The sequence below is a fragment of the Neobacillus sp. C211 genome (assembly GCF_051842875.1).
Taxonomy (GTDB): domain Bacteria; phylum Bacillota; class Bacilli; order Bacillales; family Cytobacillaceae; genus Neobacillus.
The window spans coordinates 61,993-83,975 of record NZ_JBPXRO010000023.1 but is presented as its reverse complement, the minus strand read 5'-3'; the positions used below and the strand labels follow the sequence as shown (position 1 = coordinate 83,975).

At 34.6% G+C, this 21,983-nt stretch carries 24 protein-coding genes, 6 pseudogenes and 1 riboswitch; of the genes and pseudogenes, 17 read left to right on the top strand and 13 right to left on the bottom strand.

Annotated elements, in window-relative coordinates; all coding sequences use genetic code 11:
- Positions 1-192 precede the first annotated feature (192 nt).
- From ACSU6B_RS20095 to ACSU6B_RS20075, 5 genes and pseudogenes are all read left to right on the top strand, one after another.
- Positions 193-907 (top strand): annotated as a pseudogene (locus ACSU6B_RS20095) (nucleotidyltransferase domain-containing protein).
- Between the two features lie 408 nt (positions 908-1,315).
- The gene (locus ACSU6B_RS20090) at positions 1,316-1,507 is read left to right on the top strand and encodes a hypothetical protein (RefSeq protein ID WP_410888042.1); all 192 of its coding nucleotides are present in this window, start codon (positions 1,316-1,318) and stop codon (positions 1,505-1,507) included.
- A 277-nt stretch (positions 1,508-1,784) separates the two neighbouring features.
- A complete protein-coding gene (locus ACSU6B_RS20085; RefSeq protein ID WP_410888040.1) occupies positions 1,785-2,291 on the top strand; it encodes a hypothetical protein in 507 nt (168 codons plus the stop codon).
- 81 nt (positions 2,292-2,372) lie between these two features.
- A pseudogene (spoVAE, locus tag ACSU6B_RS20080) lies at positions 2,373-2,665 on the top strand (stage V sporulation protein AE).
- Positions 2,666-3,209: 544 nt separating this feature from the next.
- Positions 3,210-3,347, top strand: coding sequence for a hypothetical protein (locus ACSU6B_RS20075; RefSeq protein WP_410888038.1), 138 nt, complete (start codon positions 3,210-3,212; stop codon positions 3,345-3,347).
- 783 nt (positions 3,348-4,130) lie between these two features.
- On the opposite strand, the gene ACSU6B_RS20070 is transcribed toward ACSU6B_RS20075, so the two are convergent.
- Complete coding sequence (locus ACSU6B_RS20070) at positions 4,131-5,138, bottom strand: DUF3231 family protein (protein ID WP_410888036.1); 1,008 nt, start codon at positions 5,136-5,138, stop codon at positions 4,131-4,133.
- Between the two features lie 215 nt (positions 5,139-5,353).
- Between ACSU6B_RS20070 and ACSU6B_RS20065 the strand changes: the two genes are divergently transcribed.
- Positions 5,354-5,638: a hypothetical protein gene (locus tag ACSU6B_RS20065; RefSeq protein ID WP_410888034.1), complete on the top strand. Its 285-nt coding sequence runs from the start codon at positions 5,354-5,356 to the stop codon at positions 5,636-5,638.
- Between the two features lie 291 nt (positions 5,639-5,929).
- Here ACSU6B_RS20065 and ACSU6B_RS20060 read toward each other — a convergent pair whose 3' ends face one another.
- Complete coding sequence (locus tag ACSU6B_RS20060; protein ID WP_410888032.1) at positions 5,930-6,244, bottom strand: DMT family transporter; 315 nt, start codon at positions 6,242-6,244, stop codon at positions 5,930-5,932.
- On the bottom strand, positions 6,244-6,585 hold the full coding sequence (locus ACSU6B_RS20055) for a DMT family transporter (RefSeq protein WP_410888030.1): 342 nt from the start codon (positions 6,583-6,585) through the stop codon (positions 6,244-6,246). Before ACSU6B_RS20055 ends, ACSU6B_RS20060 begins: the two co-directional genes overlap by 1 nt.
- Before the next feature lie 66 nt (positions 6,586-6,651).
- Positions 6,652-6,748, bottom strand: a riboswitch (guanidine-I (ykkC/yxkD leader).
- Between the two features lie 318 nt (positions 6,749-7,066).
- On the opposite strand from ACSU6B_RS20055, the pseudogene ACSU6B_RS20050 reads away from it, so the two are divergent.
- A pseudogene (locus ACSU6B_RS20050) lies at positions 7,067-7,536 on the top strand (alpha/beta fold hydrolase); the annotation flags it as partial.
- 187 nt (positions 7,537-7,723) lie between these two features.
- Here ACSU6B_RS20050 and ACSU6B_RS20045 read toward each other — a convergent pair.
- Complete coding sequence (locus ACSU6B_RS20045) at positions 7,724-8,188, bottom strand: low molecular weight protein-tyrosine-phosphatase (protein WP_410888028.1); 465 nt, start codon at positions 8,186-8,188, stop codon at positions 7,724-7,726.
- A 606-nt stretch (positions 8,189-8,794) separates the two neighbouring features.
- Here ACSU6B_RS20045 and ACSU6B_RS20040 point away from each other — a divergent pair.
- The 4 genes from ACSU6B_RS20040 to ACSU6B_RS20025 all read left to right on the top strand — a co-directional run bounded on the left by ACSU6B_RS20040 (position 8,795) and on the right by ACSU6B_RS20025 (position 12,236).
- Complete coding sequence (locus tag ACSU6B_RS20040) at positions 8,795-9,775, top strand: NADPH:quinone reductase (RefSeq protein WP_410888026.1); 981 nt, start codon at positions 8,795-8,797, stop codon at positions 9,773-9,775.
- A gap of 561 nt (positions 9,776-10,336) precedes the next feature.
- Positions 10,337-10,780: a carboxymuconolactone decarboxylase family protein gene (locus tag ACSU6B_RS20035; RefSeq protein WP_410888024.1), complete on the top strand. Its 444-nt coding sequence runs from the start codon at positions 10,337-10,339 to the stop codon at positions 10,778-10,780.
- A 655-nt stretch (positions 10,781-11,435) separates the two neighbouring features.
- On the top strand, positions 11,436-11,867 hold the full coding sequence (locus tag ACSU6B_RS20030; protein WP_410888022.1) for a DUF192 domain-containing protein: 432 nt from the start codon (positions 11,436-11,438) through the stop codon (positions 11,865-11,867).
- 201 nt (positions 11,868-12,068) lie between these two features.
- Entirely contained in the window at positions 12,069-12,236 is a 168-nt protein-coding gene (locus ACSU6B_RS20025) for a hypothetical protein (RefSeq protein ID WP_410888020.1), read from the top strand.
- A 78-nt stretch (positions 12,237-12,314) separates the two neighbouring features.
- Here the strand turns inward: ACSU6B_RS20025 and ACSU6B_RS20020 are convergent, their stop codons facing one another.
- On the bottom strand, positions 12,315-12,497 hold the full coding sequence (locus ACSU6B_RS20020) for a hypothetical protein (RefSeq protein ID WP_410888018.1): 183 nt from the start codon (positions 12,495-12,497) through the stop codon (positions 12,315-12,317).
- Positions 12,498-12,853: 356 nt separating this feature from the next.
- Between ACSU6B_RS20020 and ACSU6B_RS20015 the strand changes: the two are divergent.
- A pseudogene (locus ACSU6B_RS20015) lies at positions 12,854-13,069 on the top strand (IS110 family transposase); the annotation flags it as partial.
- A 229-nt stretch (positions 13,070-13,298) separates the two neighbouring features.
- Positions 13,299-13,748 carry a cell wall hydrolase gene (locus tag ACSU6B_RS20010; protein ID WP_410888016.1) on the top strand — a complete coding sequence of 150 codons (450 nt, stop codon included), beginning with the start codon at positions 13,299-13,301 and terminating at the stop codon, positions 13,746-13,748.
- A 298-nt stretch (positions 13,749-14,046) separates the two neighbouring features.
- On the opposite strand, the gene ACSU6B_RS20005 is transcribed toward ACSU6B_RS20010, so the two are convergent.
- Positions 14,047-14,343 (bottom strand): hypothetical protein, encoded by a 297-nt coding sequence (locus ACSU6B_RS20005; protein WP_410888013.1) that lies wholly within the window; start codon positions 14,341-14,343, stop codon positions 14,047-14,049.
- A gap of 516 nt (positions 14,344-14,859) precedes the next feature.
- Here ACSU6B_RS20005 and ACSU6B_RS20000 point away from each other — a divergent pair.
- Positions 14,860-15,198 carry a YmaF family protein gene (locus tag ACSU6B_RS20000; protein ID WP_215006565.1) on the top strand — a complete coding sequence of 113 codons (339 nt, stop codon included), beginning with the start codon at positions 14,860-14,862 and terminating at the stop codon, positions 15,196-15,198.
- Between the two features lie 271 nt (positions 15,199-15,469).
- Positions 15,470-15,634, top strand: a pseudogene (locus ACSU6B_RS19995) (DUF2935 domain-containing protein); the annotation flags it as partial.
- 577 nt (positions 15,635-16,211) lie between these two features.
- On the opposite strand, the gene ACSU6B_RS19990 reads toward ACSU6B_RS19995, so the two are convergent.
- The 5 genes and pseudogenes from ACSU6B_RS19990 to ACSU6B_RS19970 all read right to left on the bottom strand — a co-directional run bounded on the left by ACSU6B_RS19990 (position 16,212) and on the right by ACSU6B_RS19970 (position 19,414).
- Positions 16,212-17,087, bottom strand: coding sequence for a nuclease-related domain-containing protein (locus ACSU6B_RS19990; RefSeq protein ID WP_410888011.1), 876 nt, complete (start codon positions 17,085-17,087; stop codon positions 16,212-16,214).
- A gap of 29 nt (positions 17,088-17,116) precedes the next feature.
- Positions 17,117-17,545 carry a hypothetical protein gene (locus ACSU6B_RS19985; protein ID WP_410888009.1) on the bottom strand — a complete coding sequence of 143 codons (429 nt, stop codon included), beginning with the start codon at positions 17,543-17,545 and terminating at the stop codon, positions 17,117-17,119.
- A 160-nt stretch (positions 17,546-17,705) separates the two neighbouring features.
- Positions 17,706-18,170, bottom strand: coding sequence for a low molecular weight protein-tyrosine-phosphatase (locus tag ACSU6B_RS19980; RefSeq protein WP_410888007.1), 465 nt, complete (start codon positions 18,168-18,170; stop codon positions 17,706-17,708).
- Positions 18,171-18,566: 396 nt separating this feature from the next.
- Positions 18,567-18,844 (bottom strand): annotated as a pseudogene (locus ACSU6B_RS19975) (DUF1980 domain-containing protein).
- An 81-nt stretch (positions 18,845-18,925) separates the two neighbouring features.
- A complete protein-coding gene (locus tag ACSU6B_RS19970; protein ID WP_410888005.1) occupies positions 18,926-19,414 on the bottom strand; it encodes a permease in 489 nt (162 codons plus the stop codon).
- 29 nt (positions 19,415-19,443) lie between these two features.
- Between ACSU6B_RS19970 and rpmG the strand changes: the two genes are divergently transcribed.
- Together rpmG and ACSU6B_RS19960 are read left to right on the top strand one after the other, a co-directional pair.
- Positions 19,444-19,593, top strand: a complete 150-nt coding sequence (rpmG, locus tag ACSU6B_RS19965) for a 50S ribosomal protein L33 (RefSeq protein ID WP_410888004.1) — start codon at positions 19,444-19,446, stop codon at positions 19,591-19,593.
- A gap of 115 nt (positions 19,594-19,708) precedes the next feature.
- The gene (locus ACSU6B_RS19960; RefSeq protein ID WP_410888002.1) at positions 19,709-20,908 is read left to right on the top strand and encodes a GTP-binding protein; all 1,200 of its coding nucleotides are present in this window, start codon (positions 19,709-19,711) and stop codon (positions 20,906-20,908) included.
- Between the two features lie 145 nt (positions 20,909-21,053).
- On the opposite strand, the gene ACSU6B_RS19955 is transcribed toward ACSU6B_RS19960, so the two are convergent.
- Both ACSU6B_RS19955 and ACSU6B_RS19950 read right to left on the bottom strand, forming a co-directional pair.
- Complete coding sequence (locus tag ACSU6B_RS19955; RefSeq protein WP_410888071.1) at positions 21,054-21,515, bottom strand: TIGR03943 family putative permease subunit; 462 nt, start codon at positions 21,513-21,515, stop codon at positions 21,054-21,056.
- A 36-nt stretch (positions 21,516-21,551) separates the two neighbouring features.
- Positions 21,552-21,983: a DUF1980 domain-containing protein gene (locus tag ACSU6B_RS19950; RefSeq protein WP_410888000.1), complete on the bottom strand. Its 432-nt coding sequence runs from the start codon at positions 21,981-21,983 to the stop codon at positions 21,552-21,554.

Sequence of the window (21,983 nt, the reverse complement as noted above, 5' to 3'; positions counted from 1 at the left end):
TACAGTCAACAAACAGTAAAACGATCTTCCGCAATCGGGCGCGTTTCTTTAATAAGAAGGAACGCCTTTTTAGTGCAGCAAGTGGGCAGTATATTGAAATAAAGTTGGATTAAATTTACCCTTGAAATAGGGGTTTTCTTTTTATTGACGAATTTATATTGGGAAATGAAAAGATTGTTAGAGGTGAAGTGAATGAAAAGGTTTGATCCAGTTGTAGCAGCGAAACAATTTATTGATAAGCACTTTTCAAATTGCCAAGGCGCTTTATTAGCAGGAAGTGTAGTTAGGGGAGAGGCAACAGAAACTTCTGATCCTGATATTGTCATTTTTGATAAAAGACTTACTTCATCATATAGAGAGTCTATGTTTGACTTTGGATGGGCAATAGAGATTTTTGCCCATAATTTAATTTTATACAAATACTTTATCGAAATGGACTGCAAAGCCTTCTATGCCAAGAATGATTTCTGAGGGGATTATTTTAAGAGATGAAGGAATCTTAGAATCTATAAAAAAAGAAGCGAAAGATATATTAGAGAAGGGACCTGAAATATGGTCTAAAGAAATTGTTAGTACAAAGCGATATTTTATAACTGATGCTCTTGATGATTTTTTAGGAAGTAATAACCGAGCTAAAGAAATATTTATAGCTAATAAATTAGCTGATCTCGTTCACGAATTTGTTTTAAGAACTTATCGTCAGTGGAGTGGTTCTTCGAAGTGGATTATTCGTGCTTTGAATCAACATGATGAGAAATTTACCGAAGAGTTCGTAGAAGCCTTTAATGTTTTTTATAAAACAGGTGAGAAAAATAAGGTTGTTCAATTAGTAGATAAGGTTTTGGATCCCTACGGTGAGCGTTTTTTGGAAGGATTTTCTCTAGGAAAAGGAAAAGATAATCCATAAAACCTTATTAAGCAATCGGGGGCATTTTCAAAGTAAGGATTTGCGCCTTTTTTCATGAAAGGGCCATTTAATTGAGTAAGAGGTTGCATAAAACCCCACTTTTTTATGCAGCATCAGGCGTACTTGAGAGCGGGTAATCGTTGATTTATCAACGATGTATAAAATCAAGCATAAACGATAAATGGTGATAAAATGAAACCCCTTGGGTGCGCAAGGGGTTTCATTTAGGTTAGGTTCCGTTAATGTCGGGTTATGTTACTTACCATGAATAGAATATGCATTGTTCCTTCTTTAAAGAACGGGATAAGGTAGTTACAGATGGATGGCTTTTTGTCCATATAGTGAGTAGGTTAAGAACTTGAAATATTCACCTTAAATTAGGAAAAGATAAAATAAGAGGTGATTACTTTGAACTCAATAATTAGGAATTTAGATTTACATGCTAAAGGAAATTGGCTGCCAATCGTGTTATCGATACTATTGTTTTTATATGCTCTTTTTATGACTAAAAAAGAGATAGGTTGGAGAGAATTTTATATTACTTTTGGAGTAATTGGTTATTTTGCTTGGATTGCTGATTCTGTATTAGGAAAAATGTAAATGTTGTTGATTACGGTAGCCCAAACCTTACGGGAATTGATGAGTTTTTAAGCTACAGCTTAATTCCTTCCTCACTTTCAGTTATTTATTTAAACTATTTAAAAAAGACAAATAAATGGATACTAGCCATTACTTTTATCATAATTTCTACTTTAATTGAATGGGCAATGATAAAAGTGGGATATGAAAAACCTCATGGCTGGAGCTTTTTCATTTCAGTCCCCTTGTATTTTATAGTATTTAGTTTTTTACTCCCTTTGCACAGTAAATTTATAAAATGCAAATAACTTCCGCTTTCGGAGATTATGTGAAAGAGATAGACAAAAAAATGTGTGTAACTTCTGCGACGATAGGTCGTGTCATTGATATGGGATTAACTGATCCGTTTAATATGGGCGGGGCTATGGAACCTGCCGCGGTTGATACGATTGAAGCACATTTAAAGGAACGAAACATTGATCCATCCTATTATGATTTAATCATTACTGGTGACCTCGGCAAGATTGGACAAGAAGCTTCCTTCGATTTATTTAAAAAGCATGGAACCCCTATTCGAGAAGAACAATATCAGGATTGTGGTCTGATGATTTATCGAGAGGGACAACCGGTAATTGCAGGAGCTAGTGGAGCAGGATGTTCAGCAACAGTGGTTTATGGCCATCTATTAAACTGTATGAAAAAAGGTGAATTTAAACGAATGTTAGTAGTAGCTAGAGGTGCTTTACTATCACCGTTGTCCTTTCAGCAAAATGAAACAATTCCTTGCATCGCCCATGCGGTATAAATTGAATATGGAGGTAAATAATAAAATGATCTATTTTGGGCTTTTGTCATAGGCGGTATAATTTGTGTCATTGGGCAAATTATGTTCGATGTGTTTAAACTTATGCCTGGACACATGATAAGTACCCTTGTAGTAATTGGTGTTCTACTAGATGGATTAGGTTTATATGAACCCTTAATTGATTTTGCTGGGGCAGGAGCCACGGTACCAATTACGAGCTTTGGAAATGCACTTGTACATGGAGCTATGCAAGAAGCTGAACAACATGGTTTGTCGGAATTATGACGGGTATATTTGAAGTAACGAGCGCGGGTATTTCTGCTGTCATTATCTTCGGTTTTATGGGTGCGCTGATTTTTAAACCAAAGGGATAAGGAGGATGCCGAATGACAATCGGATCAGAAATAAAGCAATCTCTTGCCAGCCTTAAAGGTGTAAGCTGATTTATCTAGTTTAGCGTTACGGACTCAGGACAATGATTCAAAACGTACGTTACATGAAACCATGCTGGTCCTGCGAAGTAATTCAAGAGCTAATAACCAACGGTTCTTAAATTGTGGCATCCATCCTGGATGGCTTTTTCGTTCGTTTACAAATGTATACGGAAGTTTTCAAGTTAAATCATTAAATTTGTCGGGTTTTAATTTCCCTAAATCATTCATAAGCCACGACTTCCTTCGGCTTTCCCCTTAGCGGAAATGATCCGTGCTGCGTCACTGAATTTTCATTTGTAATGTAAAAGATTTGAAGATATACGTCCTTCATAATAATCATCCTCGATGTTTTTTGCTGTAATAACTATGCCATATAAGACACCCTGTGGCAAAGCATGCGGGTCTGACTAAGCGGGCATAAAATCTTGGTTACTGCTACATACTATATTTATCAAAATATTTTAATGAATTGAGGTTTTTCAAAATGGATGAAATGAGAACTACTAATCAAGTAGAAGAAGTAAATAAACACCTTAAAGAAATTCCCAAAGAAGCCGAAGCAAGAAGAATTGAAAATCAGCCTCAAACTGGTAAAAACGAGAAAGCCATCGAGCCGTTTTAAGCAGATCAGACCTGTAGGAAAGCCACAGGTCTGATCTGACGTGGATAACAATAAAACAGAGTAAGGGAAATTTCCCATACTCTGTTTTATTTTATGGAATTGTTTGCTTTACACTGCCGGAGCTCTGTAAAAGGAGGCTTTTATCTGAATCATAATAAAAAAACTGGTGCATTTTTCCTAGTTGAGGCTAAAAGAAGTATGACCGTCAATGTGGCTGTCACTTTTTGTTGTTGAACTAACTGGCAGTTATCTACATTATTCTCATAAAAAAGTTGATAGAATAGCTCTTTTATCTTTGACTATATGTAGCCATTGATAAGTCGTTTAAGGACTTGACTTGGAGCCTCTGTGGGTACGATTTGTCTTGAAAGGCTGAAGCAGTTGTTTCATCAAGCAAACGAGCCTATCATACCCAACTCTCCAAGTAAAGTCCTATGTTTGTATACGTTGAATACTATAAATAATTACTGAATATAACCATTCCACAAAGTTAAAAATCTGCCATTTTTATATCATAAAATACGTTGAATACGATAGAAAATTATACTGTGATAATGGCAGGTTAGTTCAACAAGAAACATATTAATTAATGGAATTATTTATTAACACTTTGCTAAAGTTAGTCTTGGATATTTACAAGAAGTTCTAAAATTTATGATTTAAGGTCGTCCAATAACTGGTAGAGCAATGACCATAATAATGTTCCGATTGCATCTTTATCCACATCGATAAATCCTACTTTCTTTCATAGTTTTAAAGTTGTATCACACCCCCTTAAACACTCTAATCCTTTGCCAAACCTTTATGGTTTGGGGCTTGCGGAGGTTGTTCCAACCATTCGTTTTCAATCATTAAGTTTACACCATCTTTAGCGTATTGAGCATTTTCTGCTGTTAAACGAACATAAGATGTTGCAATATCCATTCTTAAACTTGCTGCTGAAGCAGTTGCATAGTTCGAAATACTTGATGCAATTAACAATGCAATATGAAACATGATTAATTTATCAGAAAAAGGTGTGAAAGTTGAATCTGTGACTTCAAGGTCCCATGCTGCCGGTGCTGGAATGTCATCCTCAGTTAACATGGATGAAAACAGTTGAATATGTTTTTTAGATATTTCTTTACCTCTATTACAATATTCACTAACCTTTTCGGACTTCGCTACTTGGGCAAAACCTTCTAAAAGAGCTCTACCAACTTCATTTGCCTCAAGATTTGCTGCAATATGAGTAATTTCGATTACATTTAGAGGTCTATTATTTAAATTTAAAAAACCACCTAAATACTTCTTTTTATCAATAAAATCAACACTATCAGGAGTTGAAACATAAGGTGGTCTTACAAATAATCCCTTTGATAATAAAACGTTGGCTGTTTTATTATATAGTTCTATTGAGGCTTGTATTGCTTGACTTAGGAAATCACGGACATCAGAATGTGCGGAAGTTGCCAAAGCCACACCATATATAGATAAACCAACTTTTGACATATTTTTAATATAATATAAGTAAAAAGCATCTGAATATAGACGTGGAGAACTTGGATTTACATCTTCGTCAGTAAAACCAACTGGAATTGGTTGATTATCTTTTTTTAGTATTTCTTTGCTCATATTTAACATTTTTTGTGATATATTAAGTGCAAATTCTAAAATTGATTTTATATCTGGTTCATCCACATTAGCCAAAAAATATTCCATAATACATTTAGAAAAACTGTTGTTCACATAGCTACTCCACATAATTGAAATTTCAGAAGATGTCAATCTTGGATTATGTTCTCTCTCCATTTTATTTCCTCCCATAAATCGATAATTATAATATCCACTAGTAACTGGTAGTATATTCAAATTCAAAGATAATTATAGTAACCGATTAATTCTTTATAAAATCAGAGAATCTGATTAAATATAGAATAAAAATCTTATTCAAGTAACGGGGCGGGATAATTGAAGAACATATTTGTTAATCTAAAGAAAAAAGAAGATAAATTGAGGTAATAAAAATGTATGAATTTAAAGAAGAGTTCGATAAAAAAGAAAAAAAATATCAGATTTTCCTATTTTTATTTATTATCTCTGTTTTAATAAATACATTCATTGACATTTTTGATTTGGGAATTGAAAAAGTTTCTCGAGTTCGCATAGTTATTAGCCTTTTAATATACAGTGTAATCCTTTATTTTGGATTGCGTAGAAAGTTTTGGGCTGAGCTTATGATTAAATTTTTTGTCTGGCTAAATATTATTTTATTTTTACTCATTATTACTGTTAAGATTTTAGGGTTGTAGTTCAAATTAATTTTAATGATCTTCAACTAACTGGTGCTTGAGTTGAACAATCAGCTGCTATTCTTGGTGGCTTTTTCTTATTGTGCAACGGGCAGGTTAATGGAAGAAGGGATGGTATTAAATTATAAAAAATGGAAAATGAGGAATAGTGGGAGGGGAAATTGCACTTGAATAAAACGCAAGTAAAGGCTTAGTAGTTTTATTTAATAAGAAAGAGCCTAATTTTAGCTTAAAATTAGGCTTTTTATAATCCAAGACATTGTAAATCAATAGTTTATTATCTCTTTTTTATTATGAAACAAGTTTTAGTCCTATCGCTGCACCTAAAACCATAGCTATGAATACTAACCTTTTCCAATCTTTTGATTCACCATAAAAAAGCATTCCCAATATTGCTCCCCCTGACGCACCAATTCCTGTCCATATCGCATAAGCTGTCCCCATAGGGAGTGTTTCCATTGCATTAGTAAGAAATATAAAGCTTGCTCCAAATCCAAGAACTAATAGAACAAGGGATTTCCAATTACGGTCCTTATGAAGTTTATTTATCATCGCAACACCAAACATTTCAAATAACCCTGCTAAAACTAAAGAAATCCACGCCATTAGGAATCAGCCCCTTCCTGAACGTTATCCTTTGTAACTAATTTCAAACCAATTACACCTGCTAGTAACAGTAAAATCAAAAGTATTTTACTCATTTTGAATGGTTCTCCAAAGAATGTTATTTCAGAAATAACAGTTCCCGTTGTGCCCAAGCCAACAAAAACTGCATATACAGTTCCTACGGGAAGTTTTCGTCCTGCCATAATCATTACATAGAAGCTGATGATGATGGATATAACCGTTCCAGACCAAGTCCAAAATCCCTCAGCGTGTTTTAATCCAATAACCCAAAATACTTCAAAAAAAGCAGCAACAAATACTTTAATCCAGTTTGTGTTCATCCAAATGCCCCCCTAATTTTAAGTTCCCAAAACACATAAAAGCCCGGGAGAAACTGTTTAACAGTAATCTCCCAGGCTTTTATCCCTCCGTGACACAGCAAAAGCTGTGAGTTTTCTCTCGGACCAGACCAACATTAATTGCGGAACCCTAGAAAACATTAAATTATGCAATTGATTTATATTTAACACACATTTTAAATTTATTCAATACCTACATTATGGAAACTTAAATTTATTAAGAAGTTGTATTAATAAAAGTTGAGCTTTCTGATTGTGAGGGAATGGACTTAAGCGAACGGGTGCAAGAGTTGAAGATCAAGCTGCCATTTTGGGGGCTTTTTCTTATTCAACTTAAGTGGCCGGATAGTTCAAAAAGCCATATCCTTTTACGCTCATCTGAGCCACAACTGGGATAGGTACTCACCTAAGTTTACAAAAATGAATATCTTATAGAAACCACTTAAATTACGGAGGAATCTTCATGGGATACTTTGTTACTGTGGAGCCAGGCGTAAAACTATATGTTGAAGATATTAACCCAGGCGGCAGCAAGACCATAGTTTTTATACATGGCTGGCCGTTGAGCCATAAACAGTTCGAATATCAGTTTGATGTTCTTCCTGCAATGGGTTACCGTTGTATCGGCATAGACTGGAGGGGCTTTGGTAATTCAGATAAACCATTGAGTGGCTACACCTTTAATAGACTGGCAGATGATATCCGCACTCTAGTTGGTACACTTCAATTAGACAATTTTACGCTCGCGGGTCACTCTACGGGTGGAGCGATTGCGATTCGATATATGGCTAGATACAACGGTTACGGGGTATCCAAACTTGTCCTTATTGATTCTGCCGCTCCCACAGGCTTTTCAACAGAAACGGCTAATAAATTTCTTAAGGAAACGTTAAATGCCGCCCTAAGATGATGCAGGAAGTAATAGATAGCTTTTTAGTAGTCCCATCCCAGGGACTACTAACGCGATAATGATCGAACACTTAAGCATTTAAAACAATATTCGGCTCGAAGCCGGTGTTGTGTTGAAATTTTTGTTTAGTAAACAGATTTTACAATTTCAAAAATTGGTTCAGTGAAATAGAAATTGTTTTGTCGTCGGATTAAGATGGATGCCTTGTTGTTATAAGTTTTGTTCGCTGCGTATTTTATTGAGTAATACCTGGCAGCCTGCTGAAACAAGACGATAGGTTTCATCAAAATCACCTGTATAAAATGGATCGGGGACATCTTTCCTGTATTTGGTCAGGTCAAGCAGCCTAATGATCTTTGGATGATTAGGCTTGCCGGTTATCCTGTAAATATTTTTTATGTTGCTTTCGTCCATACCGATAATATAGTCGAATTTCCAAAAGTCTTCTTTCTTTAGTCGGCGTCCAACAAGCCCATAAGAAGAGATATTGTATTTCTTCAGAATATCAAGAGTTCCTTCGTGCGGAGGGAAGCCGATTTGCCATGAACTGGTTGCAGCGGAATCAACTGCGATTTTGTTTGTCAAATTTTCTTTTTTGACTAAGTTGCGAAACAAAGCTTCAGCCATCGGTGAACGGCAAATATTCCCCAGGCATACAAATAAAACGTTGATCATGTACTTAACCCCTTTAATTGATCTTATTTTTTTCATTTTAATAGTCTTTTTTGAAATGAATTATGTATTTACAAAATAGTGGATTGGACAGGTGTGTTGTTTTGCACACCTCCAGCCGTTATTGAGGTCTTTTAATACCAAGCTGCTTCAGCGATGATAAGAAATATAAACATACAAAGATTAGAGCAAACCAGCCTCATAAGCACCATCTGCCATGTACAGTGCCTTCTTTTCGTTCGTAATCACAAAGTATGTACAAAACAGAAAAATGGAACGGCGCTAGTGCTATTTTTAGAGACTGTTTCCCAAGAAATCCTTGTGTTTTGTCTTTATTTATTTGTGTTAAAATTACTCTTTTTTGTGTAACAGCTGAATTGCGAAGAACTTCACTTAAGCTGAAGGGGGCTTTCCTTAAAATCTGACTGCTAATTACGGCAGCCTTTTCTTAATGAACTAAAGTGGCAGGTTAGCTGAATAAGTAATCGTTTTTTAAGAGTAGTAAGTATTAATTTAATGTACGAATTTGTGGGAACTAATAATTCAAACCTAGATATTACTATGAATTCTAATCTTTCGATATATAATAACTACGAGGAGGTTGATAACATGAAAGCAATTCAAGTTACACAATTTGGTGGACCTGAGAAATTAGTATATACAGAAGTTGGGGATGTAGTAGCAGGAAAGGGAGAGGTATGTGTTCGATTATATGCGGCGGGCGTCAATCCGAGTGATACTTACACATTAACAGGTACATATGCGTTTTGTATACCTCAGTTGCCTTATACCCCAGGCTTAGACGGTGCTGGGATTGTGGAGGCAATTGGAGAAGAAGTCACAAATGTTCGTGTTGGTGATCGTGTATTTATTGCGTCCTTAATGCGAAGTTATAGTACAGGCACATTTGCACAAAAAGTAGTATGTGATGCAACTTTGGTTCATCCATTACCAGACCATCTATCTTTTGAACAAGGTGCAGCATTAGGGGTACCTGCATTAACAGCATATCGTGCACTATTTCAACGTGCCTGTCTGAAGCCTGGTCAAACCGTGTTTATTCATGGAGCCAGTGGTGGGGTTGGATTACAGGTTGTGCAAATGGCGAAATCTCACGGTGCTAAAGTGATTGGAACAGCAAGTAAGCCAGAGGGTAAAAAAATGGTTCAGCAAGCTGGTGCAGATTTTGTCATTGATCATGTGACAGAAGCAACGATTGAAGATGTGCTAGACTTAACAGATGGCAATGGACCTGATGTAATTATTGAGTTTTTAGCAAATAAGAATTTAGAAACAGATTTTAAGCTGATTGCACCATTTGGTAAAATTGTAATTATTGGAAATCGTGGTTCAATAGAAATAAATCCACGACTTGCAATGCAAAAGGAATGTGATATTTTAGCAACATCTCTTTGGAACGCACCAAAAGATGAATATGAACAAAGCATTCATGGTGTAATTGGCATGCTAACAAGTGGTGCACTTCGTCCAATTATTGGTACAACTTTGCCGCTCCAGCAAGCGTCGCAGGGCTTTGAACAGCTAGCAAGAGGTATAGGAAATGGTAAACTTGTTTTGATAATTGACTAATTATTCTACATAATTAAAAGCACTCGCTCAATAACTTTTATTAAAAGACAACTATTTTGAAACATTGTGAAAAATTTAATGGATGCTTATGTTAAAGATGGGATGGCTGCGGCGATCCCGTTTTCTTATTGTGCCAACGGGGAGTTTAATTGAAGAGGAACAACTGATAAAATAGCTATAAATCAAATTTAAAAAGGTGTGGTTATTTTGTGGGACAAGTAAGAATGTACAGAATATCTCTGCTATTAATATTGGTTTTTATGGTAGCAGAAATATTATTGTTTCTATTGTCCATTATGGCTTTAAGGGCTGCCCCAATTGTGTCAATTTTGATGGTTATTTTTTCAACTTTTACGATAGGCTCTTCAATTTATCTTTTGGCGAAAAAGAAATAAAGGCAAAGGATTTTATTGGGATGATGAAGGAAATAAAAAGGTAAAATTAGGATTGATGGCGAATGGATAATGTTAATCGACGATTATTATTATCCATGATTGTTGTTAAAAGTTCTATTTTTAATTCATTTATTTATTGAATAAACTTTATTAGGAGGTAATTAAATTGGAACAACGAATTGATTATTACAAGGTAGCACCAGAGGCACTTAATATAATGATGGAAATGGAGAAGTTTACAAAAACTACAGGTATAGACCGTAAACTTCGTGAACTTATAAAAATTCGGGCTTCCCAAATAAATGGGTGTGCATATTGTTTGAATATGCACACAGCAGATGCTAGAAAAATGGGAGAAACGGAACAACGTTTATATTGTATTAGTGCTTGGAAAGAGTGCACATTTTACACAGATGCAGAAAAAGTAGCTTTAGAGTTAACTGAACATGTGACATTAATACCGACAAAACGTGTTCCAGATGAGCTTTATCAACGAGTACGTGAACACTATGACGAGAAACAGTATGTTGACCTTGTTCTAATTATTAATCAAATTAATAGTTGGAATAGAATTTCTATTGCAATGGGGAATACAGCAACTGAAAAATAATTATTCTCTGGCGATCATCATTTGGGTGTTCGTCACAGGTTGTAGACAAAAGGCATCCAAATGAACCAAGTTGGATGCTTTTTTCCATTTTATACTTATATAGAGTATAAAAATCCCCCCTTACTTGGTCTTCCTTATGCCATTTCAAAATTTTTTATAGTTTTCCAGTATGATGGTCGCCTTTATTCTTATTACACAGGAAAGATTGTGAAATATTGTACTTAAACTTACGGGTGCAATAGTGAAAACAGCAACGCAGTAGAGATGCGTTGCTGTTTTTATTGTTAAAATAACTCTGTTTGCGGCGAAAAGCCTTCAATACGTTTATCAAATTCATACATTTCCCATGCTTTAGATAATAACAAATTTCATCTCTCCCAAAAAATTTCTTTTTTTCAGGAGTTATTGACCTGATTCTAAAAATTGAAACCGGCAGTTCTTATTAAGCTAAAGGCTCATTTAGTTTAATAAAACTGACTTAATCATTTTATATATTGTAGATATGGTTATTGAAAATAAAGTATTAAATGTAAAACCATATCATAAGTATTGGAATTGAAAAGGAGTTTTTCTCGGTTTTTTTTTCTTCTTGTTTTCGTTTTATCTCCAACTTTCTTCCTTTTTATTATAAAGGGAAAATACAAGGTGAGTGAATATGTTGAAAAATAGAATAAAATTAATCGGTTTTCTTTTTGGTCAAGAAAAAGAAAGAGGTCTTCAAACAAAAATGATTAAAGTATCTAGTGGAGAAAGGACAATCAAATTAACCGTTCAAGTTGCAGATACTCAAGAAAAAAGAGATAAGGGCTTAATGTTTGTTGAAAAATTACCCAAAAACGAGGGGATGCTATTTGTGTTTTCAGGAAAAACATATGGCGGTTTTTGGATGAAAAACACCTTAATTCCTTTATCTGTTGCTTTTCTTGATTCAGATGGGAAAATTCTAAAAATATTAGATATGGTGCCTTGTAAATCAGATGAATGTCCTACTTATGATCCGAAACTTTCTTATCATTATGCTCTCGAAGTCAATCTTAGATGGTTTGAAAAGAATCAAATCAAAGAAGGGGATTTTGTAAAGTTTTAAAAAAATCATCTCACCTCTATGAGTTCGCAGAGGTGAGATGATTTTTTTATGTAGGCTAATTCCCCCTAAGGATTAGCTAGTCCATTCTTTCGAGATAATCCTCCCAGGGACCCTTCGTTAGAATGGATTTTTTATGCTATTTAAGTCTAAGGGGTTAATTTTTTTAAAATTTGCACACTCTATAAATCGGAGGTGAGCAAAATGGAAAACCAAAATAATCGTCAAGGAAATAATAATCGTGAAAATAACAATAACATCGGCGGAGTTATGAACAATATTGGCAAGGCAATTGAAAATGTTGTTGACGCAGTTACTGGTGATAATCAAAATAATCAACAAAAAGGTCGTAACAATAACAACAATCGTTAATATTTAAACTAAAACGCCAAATAATGGCGTTTTTTTAAGTCTTAGAGGACATCATTCAATCGCTTCTTCTGTTTTGTCTTAATGTTCTGGTGGAGCAATAACCGGGTTATTGGGGGCATTTGAGTTTGTTGAAACATGAGCGGTTGCTCCTGGTGATTCACCACCGCCTGAAATGGAGCCTGCAAAAGATGGCATACCTTCCCCGTTTTTAGTCGGTTGAGCTGCTGTTTTTAAACCTGTTATATTTTTCATGTCTGGCATGTTTTCACCTCCTTTAAAATAGTTTGCACTTTTAAATTATTTTCTATTATGAATGTAACAATCTAGATATAAGGTTACATTCGCGGAAATTAGGAGAACCCTTGATCCATAAGGGATTGAAGTATAAATCTAGTTTACGCCCGACCAATAAAAGTACTTGTCCCTGTCTTTTCGAAACGGAACAAGGCTTGCGACATACCATCCACTATATCATCATGTTTGTAATTCGGAAAACTGACCACTTCTTCAACGAAATCATAATATGTACCGATATTTTTCTTTTCTTATTGAGGATACGACTAATAAATCTTTAATTGGTTTATCCGATACTATAAATGACTTTTTATATTGAGGATAAGTTTGTGGCAGTAAACCCTTTGCACGTTAAGAAAAGCAAGGAACTCGATGATAATTCGCCAACTAAAAACGATGTAAAGGACGCCAAAGTAATAGCTCAGCTGGTCAAAGACGGAAGATACGCCGAACCTACTATCCCACAAGGAGTTTATGCCGAGCTCCGAGTGGCAAAGAAAATTCGCGATCTTTTAACTGATGATCTTCAAACTGTCCAAGGGCATGGCTGACATCCACCTCATGGAAAGGTTGGACGAAGGAATTTGAGAGCGAAGACTCTGTGAGACATGGGAGGGTTGACCTCCATGAGAAATGTGGACATCCACCAGTGCGATCATATTTTGACTCATCCACCAATTTCTGTAAGTGATTGGTTAAATTCTTATTTTATACACAATGATATCAATGTGGGCTTTTTTATCATACATTAATTTGGAGGTGATAAAAATGCCAAGAGTAAATTATAGAAGTTATGAAGTAGATGAAATGGCAAGAATGATGAGAGCCGAAGCAGAAGGTGAAGGAAAACAAGGAATGTTATATGTTGGGAATGTAATTGTAAATCGTGCTAAGGCAGATTGTTTAGATTTTAAAGATGTAAGAACCATTCATGATGTAATATTTCAAATACAAGGTGGAAATTATTCTTTTGAAGCAGTACAAAAAGGAAATGTTTTTTATCAAAGAGCTAGAACTTCTGAAAAAAGATTAGCAAAACAAAATTTAAATTATTGGAGAGTAAATCCAGCTAAGTATTCTCTTTGGTATTTTAATCCAGTTGGTGAAGGTCCATGTCCTCCAACCTGGTATGATCAACCTTTTGCTGGTCAGTATAAAGAACATTGTTTTTATGAACCGATTGCTGGTACTTGTGCTAGTGTTTATATCGGAAGTTAAGCTTACTCTTTTTTCAATCGTTGTTTTGGTGTATTTTTATCTTACGAAATAAAAAGGGAACTTCCTGGTTAGCAGGTGTTCCCTTTATATATATCAAACATTGAGTAATAGTATTATCCTAGAAAGTAAGATTGTGAAATATTGACTTAAACTAAATGAGTTAAACAATGAGTTGCTTTGGCTACTCATTGTTTTATTGTGTTAACGGATGCAGGTTAATCAAGAAGGAGTTCACCTAAAATGCATACTAAAACAAAAGTGCTGCCAACAGTTGGCAACACGAACGGTTTATTTCAAACTAAATGAAATAGCTTTTGTAATAAAAGAATGTAATGATAATCGAAAATAAAGTATAAGCAACGGAAGCTAAGATTGGAATTCTACCAAATTTAGCTCCTCTTTTTCGCTCAACCTCCATGTAGGTTTGGCTGTTAAATAAGTCGGTCATTGGATTATTCTGTGCGGTAATTAGGATTCCAAGTATTCCAACTGGAAATGTTAAATCAACAATATTTACTTGAAAAAGATATGCTGCACCGAAATTAAGAGCCATTAGAATCGAAAAGGTTACTAAAAATGCAAGTATTTTGTTCACGTTGTTTTCTCCCTTTAATGGTTCTGATTATATTTAGTTTAAAAGAGGGACAAGTTTTGGACAAGTGTACATTAATTCCAATTAAAATATTTTAATGAACAGTATGACACTAATGTGCATATACAACCTTCCACCAGGAGGTGAACGGTCTGAATTTGTTGCTTACCAGTGGTAGAAGCAAATAAGAAAAGAAATGCCCTATGACCTAGAGTACGACTAGAAAAAGAAGTATCACTTAGAATGGACCGTTGAGGAATACCTGATAGGTGTTCCAATATCATTAGATAGTTTATTCGGAGAGGTTAGATAGGAATAGGTTAATGACGAAAATTGGACAAGGAGATGGTTTAAGTGTTCAGAAGAGAACTTGATAAAGACGGAAATCAAAATTTCTTTAGAGGTTTAGAAAGTGCTACATAAGATCATTCAAATATTTTAACTTGTTTCACGAACATATTTTGTTTAATTAATAAATATCCTTAGTAATATAGTTGTAGAAAAGAAGGGGTGGAGGCAATGGTTAAGGTAGGAAAAGATGATTTTGTAAAAGGGATGGTACCTCACCATAATCATGGCTCTGTTGATTATACTTCGATGGAGGCAGGGCATGTTCATCAGTGTTTAGATGTTACTTCTCCTGCGATTCCAACTCAGGACGGTAGCCATATTCATTATACGGAGGGATATGTGGTCTTTGAAAACGGGCATACCCATCATTATAAGGCTCATTCAGGACCCGCTATTCCAGTGGGAAATGGAATGCATGTTCATTATTATGATTTTTATACAACGGAAGACGATGGACATAGACACCATATTAAAGGTGTTGACCAGGCAGCTCCAGGTAATAAGTAGAAAATAAAATAATTCTATATTTAGCAAAAAAACAGTAAACCAACCTAAACTTTGATAGGTTGGTTATTTATTTATACTTAACAAAATAAGTAGGCGGGCTTCATTTTTCTAAACAGTAATATCAATGTCAGATGAAGATCGTTTTTTTTAGAATATGAAAAAATGCACAATTTAACTAAGCTTTTGCTCTATGTATATTTTAATGACTTTGTTAGTAAGAATAGAACAAGTGCAGTAATTAGGGGGCTTCCAAAAAAACGGGGATGAAACCATATTTCATGCTGATAAAGGTGTTACATCTGGATTGTTTGTTGAACGCTCTTTAAATGAAAAACGTTTTTGGGCTAGGATCATGAAAGAACATTCTTTATTTTTCAATTGGGTTTTTAGAACAGAGGAAACTCAACTAATTCAATTGGCGAATCAATTTTACCGAACAAAGCCTGTATTAATGATTACTTGGTAATCACTGATACAGGCTTTATCTATCAAATTTTAATTGTCCATATATATTTAACTTTAGGGTCCTTCTTTTTTAAAATTTGAACTCTATCCCGTTTTCTATATAGATTGTGTTTTGTAATCCAGTTTGGTTTACCAGATATTCAAATACATTTTTTGCTGCGCTTCTGATCATTACACTCAGACCTAAGTTGTCAAACACACGTGCATAGCAGCGGATTATCAACGTATCATTTTCTCTTAACAAATGATAATAGACGGTTTCTTTCTGTATTTTCGAAAAACAGTGGATAAATAGATATTCATCTGTTGGTTCTATTCCTTTTATGAAAAGTTCTTTTTGAACTATTCGTTTTATTTCCGCCATTTGATTCTCTGATAAATTTATTCTCATACCAGCTTCACCATCTTATTTTTTATCGGTATTCCATCCATTTTCATTATACGAGAGTGCAAGTTCTCCTGTCACAAGCGCAATCGAATTAGTTAATGGGGGTCTGACCCCCATTACTATATTTCCTCACTTGGACTCCTCTTAAATTCTTGCAAACTTAAATGTAATTAGCGTTTTCGATCAGATGTTTAATATTTTGAAGCTGAAAAGCCCCATAGATTCTATCTTTGGAGGTAAGCTCATGGATAAAATACTGTTGTAACTGTTCTTTATCAGTAACCCGTTTTACGATGCTGTTATCCGACCAATCGTGAACCTCTTTTTCATTTTCATCGTAATTAAAGAATACCAAGGTGTTGATCCATGTTGTAATATCTTGACCTTGTAAAAAATTGGATAGGATGACGGCTGTCTCCTGAACCTGACTAATTGGATTTTCATACGTCTTCACAGTTAATGCACCTGACTCATCCTTATCAAATACGAGCGTTTCCTCTTTTTCACTGTCTACTATCTCTGTTAGGAACGAAAACTTGTGGCTGCCCATTCTTTTTAATCCCAAAACGATGTGGCCTTTCCAGTGTTTTGTTTCTATTACATATATACCGGTTGATAAAAGGACGATGTGATCGATCTGCCGCTTATTACCGTTTATCTCAGGAATAAAAATGTTCGGCATAATGATCATTTCATCTGGTGAAATAAGTGTTTTTCTAACTAGATCTGATTTGAAATTTTCAAGGAACTGATGGGTAATGATTTCCTCACCATTTCGATAATTTTTCCGAATCACTTCATTTTCGATCAACAGTTTTTCTATTTCACGTTGGAATGATTCGTTCAAAAGCATGACCTTCTCATCGAATTTAGTTGCTGCTGTTTCCATCGAAGCCTTTTGCCATTCTTTAATGGCTGTTACCTCTTGGAAATGGTTGCTTCTCATTTCTTTTTGTTTCGCCTTTTCCTTTTTTACGATAAAAATAAGCCAAGCGACAGATGCAGCTAGTACTGTGGAAATAATTAACCAGGTCATTTCATTTCTCCTTGTCTACCAGATCAGATTTAATAGTTTTTTAATAGCATTTTATCTAATTCTCGGACTTTATCATAGGAATCTACTAATTTTTCAGGTACCAATGTTCTGCCAGAATCCCAAGCATTCGTTTCTATTTTAGCTAGAAGCTGTGCTTTTTCTTCATCCTCGAAATATTTTAATACCCTTAAATCATGTTTGTTATTCTTAAATTCTAAGTAATAACCGAGTTGACGATATAGGATAATTTTAACACAATCTTCATCTGTCTCTTTAATTTTAAAGTTAATATTTGCAATATATCCATTAATTTGTAAATAGTTAAACTTAATCGTATTTGTCGTTACATTAAAGCTCATAGGTGAAAGTAGTTTATTGTTCATTTCATAATCAATAGTTAATTGGTGCTCTTGCAAAGTATTTTCAATTATTTCCTCAATATCTCTTATATAAAGCATTTTATCAATCGCTACCTTTCAAAATCTACTACTCTTATTTTTAAGAAATGATAGGAGAAAGTAAATCCTTCTATTTTCCTTTAGACTTTATTCCTATCGCATTTGAGTTGATTACCATTAAAAGAAAACCCGCCAATCAAAATATTAGCGGGATATCGTATTATAAGGTCTGTTCGATGCGTATTTTCTCGAGTAATGCTTGGCAACCCTGTGAAATAAGATCATAGGTTTCCTGAAAATCACCTGTGTAATAAGGATCGGGGACATCTTTATTCTGTTCAGATAAATCAAGCAGACGAATGATTTTTGGATGATTAGGCTTGCCGGTTATCTCAGAAATATTCTTTGTGTTCCTTTCATCCATGCCGATGATGTAATCGAATTTTTCAAAGTCTTCCCTTGTTAATTGGCGTACGACCAGACCATCTGATAAGATGTTGTAAGTTTTTAAAATCGCTAGGGTTCCTTTATGTGGAGGAGATCCAATATGCCATGCACTTGTAGCAGCGGAATCGCAGGCTACTTTATTGGTCAAATTTCCTTTTTTCAGTAAGTCGCGAAACAAAGCTTCAGCCATCGGAGAACGGCAAATGTTTCCTAAGCAGACAAATAACACATTGATCATGTTAATAACTCCTTTTTCCTTATCTAACAAATAGTTTACTTAATTTGATTACTTTAAGTAAAGTGGAAACCTATAGTGGTTTTGATTTGACTAAAGTGTAGACATTAGGGTTTTCCACTTTGATGTATTTATAATACACAATTGATATTGAGGGAATAATTACGGAACCCAACGATTTGATATATGTAGCATATTCGATGTTTTTAATTAACGAACTTTTAGCGAAAATAGATACATAAAAACACCAAAAGGCTGCCATCATTCCAAATTCGTACTTTAACTTAGTCAACTACTATTCATTACTGCAAATTTAATTATAAAGAAGCTGAAGAATTCTTTTTTAGCGCGGCAAATACATAATCGTTCATCACGATATTGTATTTTTGTTCTAACTTTTTAAGCATCGAGCACTTTGGCGGGAATCATAAACCCAGTTAACAATGGTAAAACAATAACAAAATAGGAAAATATTTTTTTGTATTAAATCTAGAATCTCCATGATCATGGTTACAATTATGTTCATCGTGATGGCAATGATGATGACTATTATCCCTAGCTTTCCATATTCTTGTATTTTGGATAAAAAACAAAATCAAAAATTTAATAGAAGCTATTTGGCTAAGGCCTTCATATTTTGGATTAATAAACTTTGTCATTTCTCCGGTAAAATGCATCTTAAAAAGCAAACATGAAAAAGATAGTAAAATAAACGCTCTTATAGCCTGCTGAAAATGGAATTGCACGCCTTGTCCTCCTTATAATAAACTTTGGACCAGCATTAAAGTGATAAAGACAATCGAAACAATCAATGCCAACACAACCATAACAAACCTAAATCGAAATACGCTTATCATCATAATTGTATTTTTTAAATCCATCATTGGTCCGAATATTAGGAAGCCAAGGATGGATGTAAGTGGAAAGATACTGCTGAAGGAAGCGCCGATAAAGGCATCGGCTTCAGAACAGAGGGATAAAAAGTAAGCCAATCCCATCATTACAAGTAATGAAGATGTAGGACCACTTCCAGTTTCCAACAAGGCTCTTGCCGGCATATAGGTTTGTACAGTGGCAGCAATTAAAGCTCCCATGATAAGATATTTCCCCATATCAAAGAACTCATCAATTGAATGTATAAGCATTGACCAAAACCGGTTAGAAAAAGGTTCATTCAAGTTAAAGAAGATAGCTTTTTCCGCTTGACATAAGAAACGAAATTGATATAGAATGCAAATCGTAATCATTTCGATTGAAAAAAGGAGGAAAATGAGGTATGCGAGTAAAAATATCCCTGCAATGTACAGAAACAGGTGATAGAAATTACATCACCACTAAAAATAAAAGAAATAATCCTGAAAGGCTAGAATTAAGGAAATATTCTCCTCGATTGAAACGCTACACAATACATAGAGAAACTAAGTAGGAACAATGGATTGAATTCAATTAACATTAGCAATGTTCGACTTTTCTATGTTTAAGTGCATTCTATAAATCGTAATCATTTTGATTTAAAAAAGTAAATGGAAGGAAGGATTACTATGAAAGACACAAGAATTCCGGTAACCGTTTTAAGTGGCTATCTAGGAGCAGGAAAGACGACATTATTAAATCATATTCTCCAAAACCGCGAAGGATTAAGAGTTGCTGTTATTGTCAATGACATGAGCGAAATTAATGTGGATGCCGAGCTGGTAAAGCAAGGAGGAGGGCTAAATAGGACAGAAGAAAAGCTAGTTGAATTATCAAATGGGTGCATTTGTTGTACATTAAGAGAGGATCTTTTAAAAGAAGTGGAACGGCTGGTGAAGTTAGGAAATATTGATTATATAGTGATTGAATCAACAGGTATTAGTGAACCGGTGCCAGTTGCTCAAACATTCTCCTACGTTGATGAGGAACTGGGGATTGACCTTACAGTGTATTGTAGACTAGATACCATGGTTACGGTTGTTGATGCAAACAGGTTTTGGCATGATTTTGCCTCAGGTGATCTGCTTTTGGAAAGAAGCCAGGCATTAGGTGAAGATGACGATCGATCCGTTGCGGACTTATTGATAGACCAAATTGAGTTTTGTGATGTTTTAGTCCTTAATAAATGTGATTTACTAAAAGAGGAACAATTAAATCAATTGGAGGTATTTTTAAGAAAGCTTAATCCCGAAGCGAAATTACACCGTTCCGTTAAGGGGAAAATTCCAACTTCAGAAATTTTAGATACAAAATTATTTAATTTTGAAACAGCAAGCGAATCTGCAGGTTGGTTAAAAGAACTGGAGGCACCTGAGCATTTACCAGAAACAGAAGAATATGGGATCAGTTCCTTCGTTTATAGAAGCAACGTCCCATTTCATTCTGAAAGATTTAATCGATGGGTAGAAGAAATGCCCGAAGAAATAGTAAGGGCAAAGGGAATAGCATGGTGCGCAACCAGGAATGACCTAGCTTTATTGTTCTCACAGGCAGGTCCATCTGTACAATTAGAGCCTGTTACTTATTGGGTAGCATCTTTGCCTCCAGAACAACAAACCCAGTATCTAAAGGAAGACCCTGCATTTAAAAATCACTGGGATGAAAAGTTTGGAGATCGTAAAAATGAACTGGTTCTAATCGGAATCGACATGGATAGAAATCTTGTGAAAGCCTCTTTAGATCGTTGTTTATTGACCGAAGAGGAAATGACACAAAATTGGAATGAAATGAAGGATCCTTTTGTATGGACAATTACTTCAGCTGTGTAATTCTTATTGGCTAGGATGTAAGTTAGTTAAAGAAGACCATATATCACCAATACCTTAACGGTTGTAAAATAAGAAACCCTGATAAAACTCGTTAAATAATTTAACTAGTTTTATCAGGGATTTATTTTTTCTAAATATAAAGGGATTACTCAATCAGCACTCCTGCATCAAACACATAAGGCTGCTTAGGAGCTTCTATTTTTGAAATTTGTTTTATTTTTATGATTGGGATAGAACCTCCTTCATATTGGGTTTGCTCAATCGTACCTGTTAGTTGTACCCATTTATCCTTTGGTAAGGTAGCTACATTCCCTTTTGCCATCATTCCATATACAGAGGCATCTGCAGTACAACAGGTAATGCTAAATCGAGCCACTATAATTTGATTTTGCATAAAATTCTTTTCCCTATAAACAAACCCTCTTGTGGTAACGGTTTTACCTATCATACTTGATAGATTTTCTTGAATGATATTCATCATGGGGACATAAAGCTCATCATTAATTTTTATATTTTTTGTCTGTAACATTTTCTCTTTTAATTTGGAATATTCCGTCTCAGTTAATGGCTCAGGTTGATTATCGAGTAAACTGGATGTAGGATTGATTTTACTATTATCAGAAGATGAGTTTGTTTTTGCTGATTATGTATTATTTTTAACAGCTTTGATTTGATTAGTGTTTTGTGAACTTGCTCCAAGTTTAATGTTTCTGTTCATCGCTACAGAGCTGTCCAGCACATTATTTGCAAAAAGAAATCCAGTAGTTATAGGAATAATAAACAATAAATAAAGAAACAAACTTTTACCGAATGTATTTGGAAAAGAATGATCGCTATCGCAATCACAATGGTAAATATGTTTTTGATTCGAAGTTCCTCTTAGGATCAAAAGCACTCCTAAAATAAGTAGAACAAATATAGTAAAGTAAATAAAACGAAGCATTTTAGGTGCAATCAGAAGTGAGATATTATTTGTAAGAAGTAATTTAAATAAGAGTAACATAAAACCAATTAGAATGATTCCCCTCAAAAGATGATGGAAAGAAAAATCATGTCCTTTATGTTTCTTCTTCAT

What these genes read in the sequence shown, in the direction of transcription:
- ACSU6B_RS20085 (WP_410888040.1), top strand. Translation starts at nt 1,785, where the DNA reads ATGCAAATAACTTCCGCTTTCGGAGATTATGTGAAAGAGATAGACAAA.
- ACSU6B_RS20075 (WP_410888038.1), top strand. Translation starts at nt 3,210, where the DNA reads ATGGATGAAATGAGAACTACTAATCAAGTAGAAGAAGTAAATAAACAC.
- ACSU6B_RS20070 (WP_410888036.1), bottom strand. Translation starts at nt 5,138, where the DNA reads ATGGAGAGAGAACATAATCCAAGATTGACATCTTCTGAAATTTCAATT.
- ACSU6B_RS20065 (WP_410888034.1), top strand. Translation starts at nt 5,354, where the DNA reads ATGTATGAATTTAAAGAAGAGTTCGATAAAAAAGAAAAAAAATATCAG.
- ACSU6B_RS20060 (WP_410888032.1), bottom strand. Translation starts at nt 6,244, where the DNA reads ATGGCGTGGATTTCTTTAGTTTTAGCAGGGTTATTTGAAATGTTTGGT.
- ACSU6B_RS20055 (WP_410888030.1), bottom strand. Translation starts at nt 6,585, where the DNA reads ATGAACACAAACTGGATTAAAGTATTTGTTGCTGCTTTTTTTGAAGTA.
- ACSU6B_RS20045 (WP_410888028.1), bottom strand. Translation starts at nt 8,188, where the DNA reads ATGATCAACGTTTTATTTGTATGCCTGGGGAATATTTGCCGTTCACCG.
- ACSU6B_RS20040 (WP_410888026.1), top strand. Translation starts at nt 8,795, where the DNA reads ATGAAAGCAATTCAAGTTACACAATTTGGTGGACCTGAGAAATTAGTA.
- ACSU6B_RS20030 (WP_410888022.1), top strand. Translation starts at nt 11,436, where the DNA reads ATGTTGAAAAATAGAATAAAATTAATCGGTTTTCTTTTTGGTCAAGAA.
- ACSU6B_RS20025 (WP_410888020.1), top strand. Translation starts at nt 12,069, where the DNA reads ATGGAAAACCAAAATAATCGTCAAGGAAATAATAATCGTGAAAATAAC.
- ACSU6B_RS20020 (WP_410888018.1), bottom strand. Translation starts at nt 12,497, where the DNA reads ATGCCAGACATGAAAAATATAACAGGTTTAAAAACAGCAGCTCAACCG.
- ACSU6B_RS20010 (WP_410888016.1), top strand. Translation starts at nt 13,299, where the DNA reads ATGCCAAGAGTAAATTATAGAAGTTATGAAGTAGATGAAATGGCAAGA.
- ACSU6B_RS20000 (WP_215006565.1), top strand. Translation starts at nt 14,860, where the DNA reads ATGGTTAAGGTAGGAAAAGATGATTTTGTAAAAGGGATGGTACCTCAC.
- ACSU6B_RS19990 (WP_410888011.1), bottom strand. Translation starts at nt 17,087, where the DNA reads ATGACCTGGTTAATTATTTCCACAGTACTAGCTGCATCTGTCGCTTGG.
- ACSU6B_RS19985 (WP_410888009.1), bottom strand. Translation starts at nt 17,545, where the DNA reads ATGCTTTATATAAGAGATATTGAGGAAATAATTGAAAATACTTTGCAA.
- ACSU6B_RS19980 (WP_410888007.1), bottom strand. Translation starts at nt 18,170, where the DNA reads ATGATCAATGTGTTATTTGTCTGCTTAGGAAACATTTGCCGTTCTCCG.
- ACSU6B_RS19970 (WP_410888005.1), bottom strand. Translation starts at nt 19,414, where the DNA reads ATGATTACGATTTGCATTCTATATCAATTTCGTTTCTTATGTCAAGCG.
- rpmG (WP_410888004.1), top strand. Translation starts at nt 19,444, where the DNA reads ATGCGAGTAAAAATATCCCTGCAATGTACAGAAACAGGTGATAGAAAT.
- ACSU6B_RS19960 (WP_410888002.1), top strand. Translation starts at nt 19,709, where the DNA reads ATGAAAGACACAAGAATTCCGGTAACCGTTTTAAGTGGCTATCTAGGA.
- ACSU6B_RS19950 (WP_410888000.1), bottom strand. Translation starts at nt 21,983, where the DNA reads ATGAAGAAGAAACATAAAGGACATGATTTTTCTTTCCATCATCTTTTG.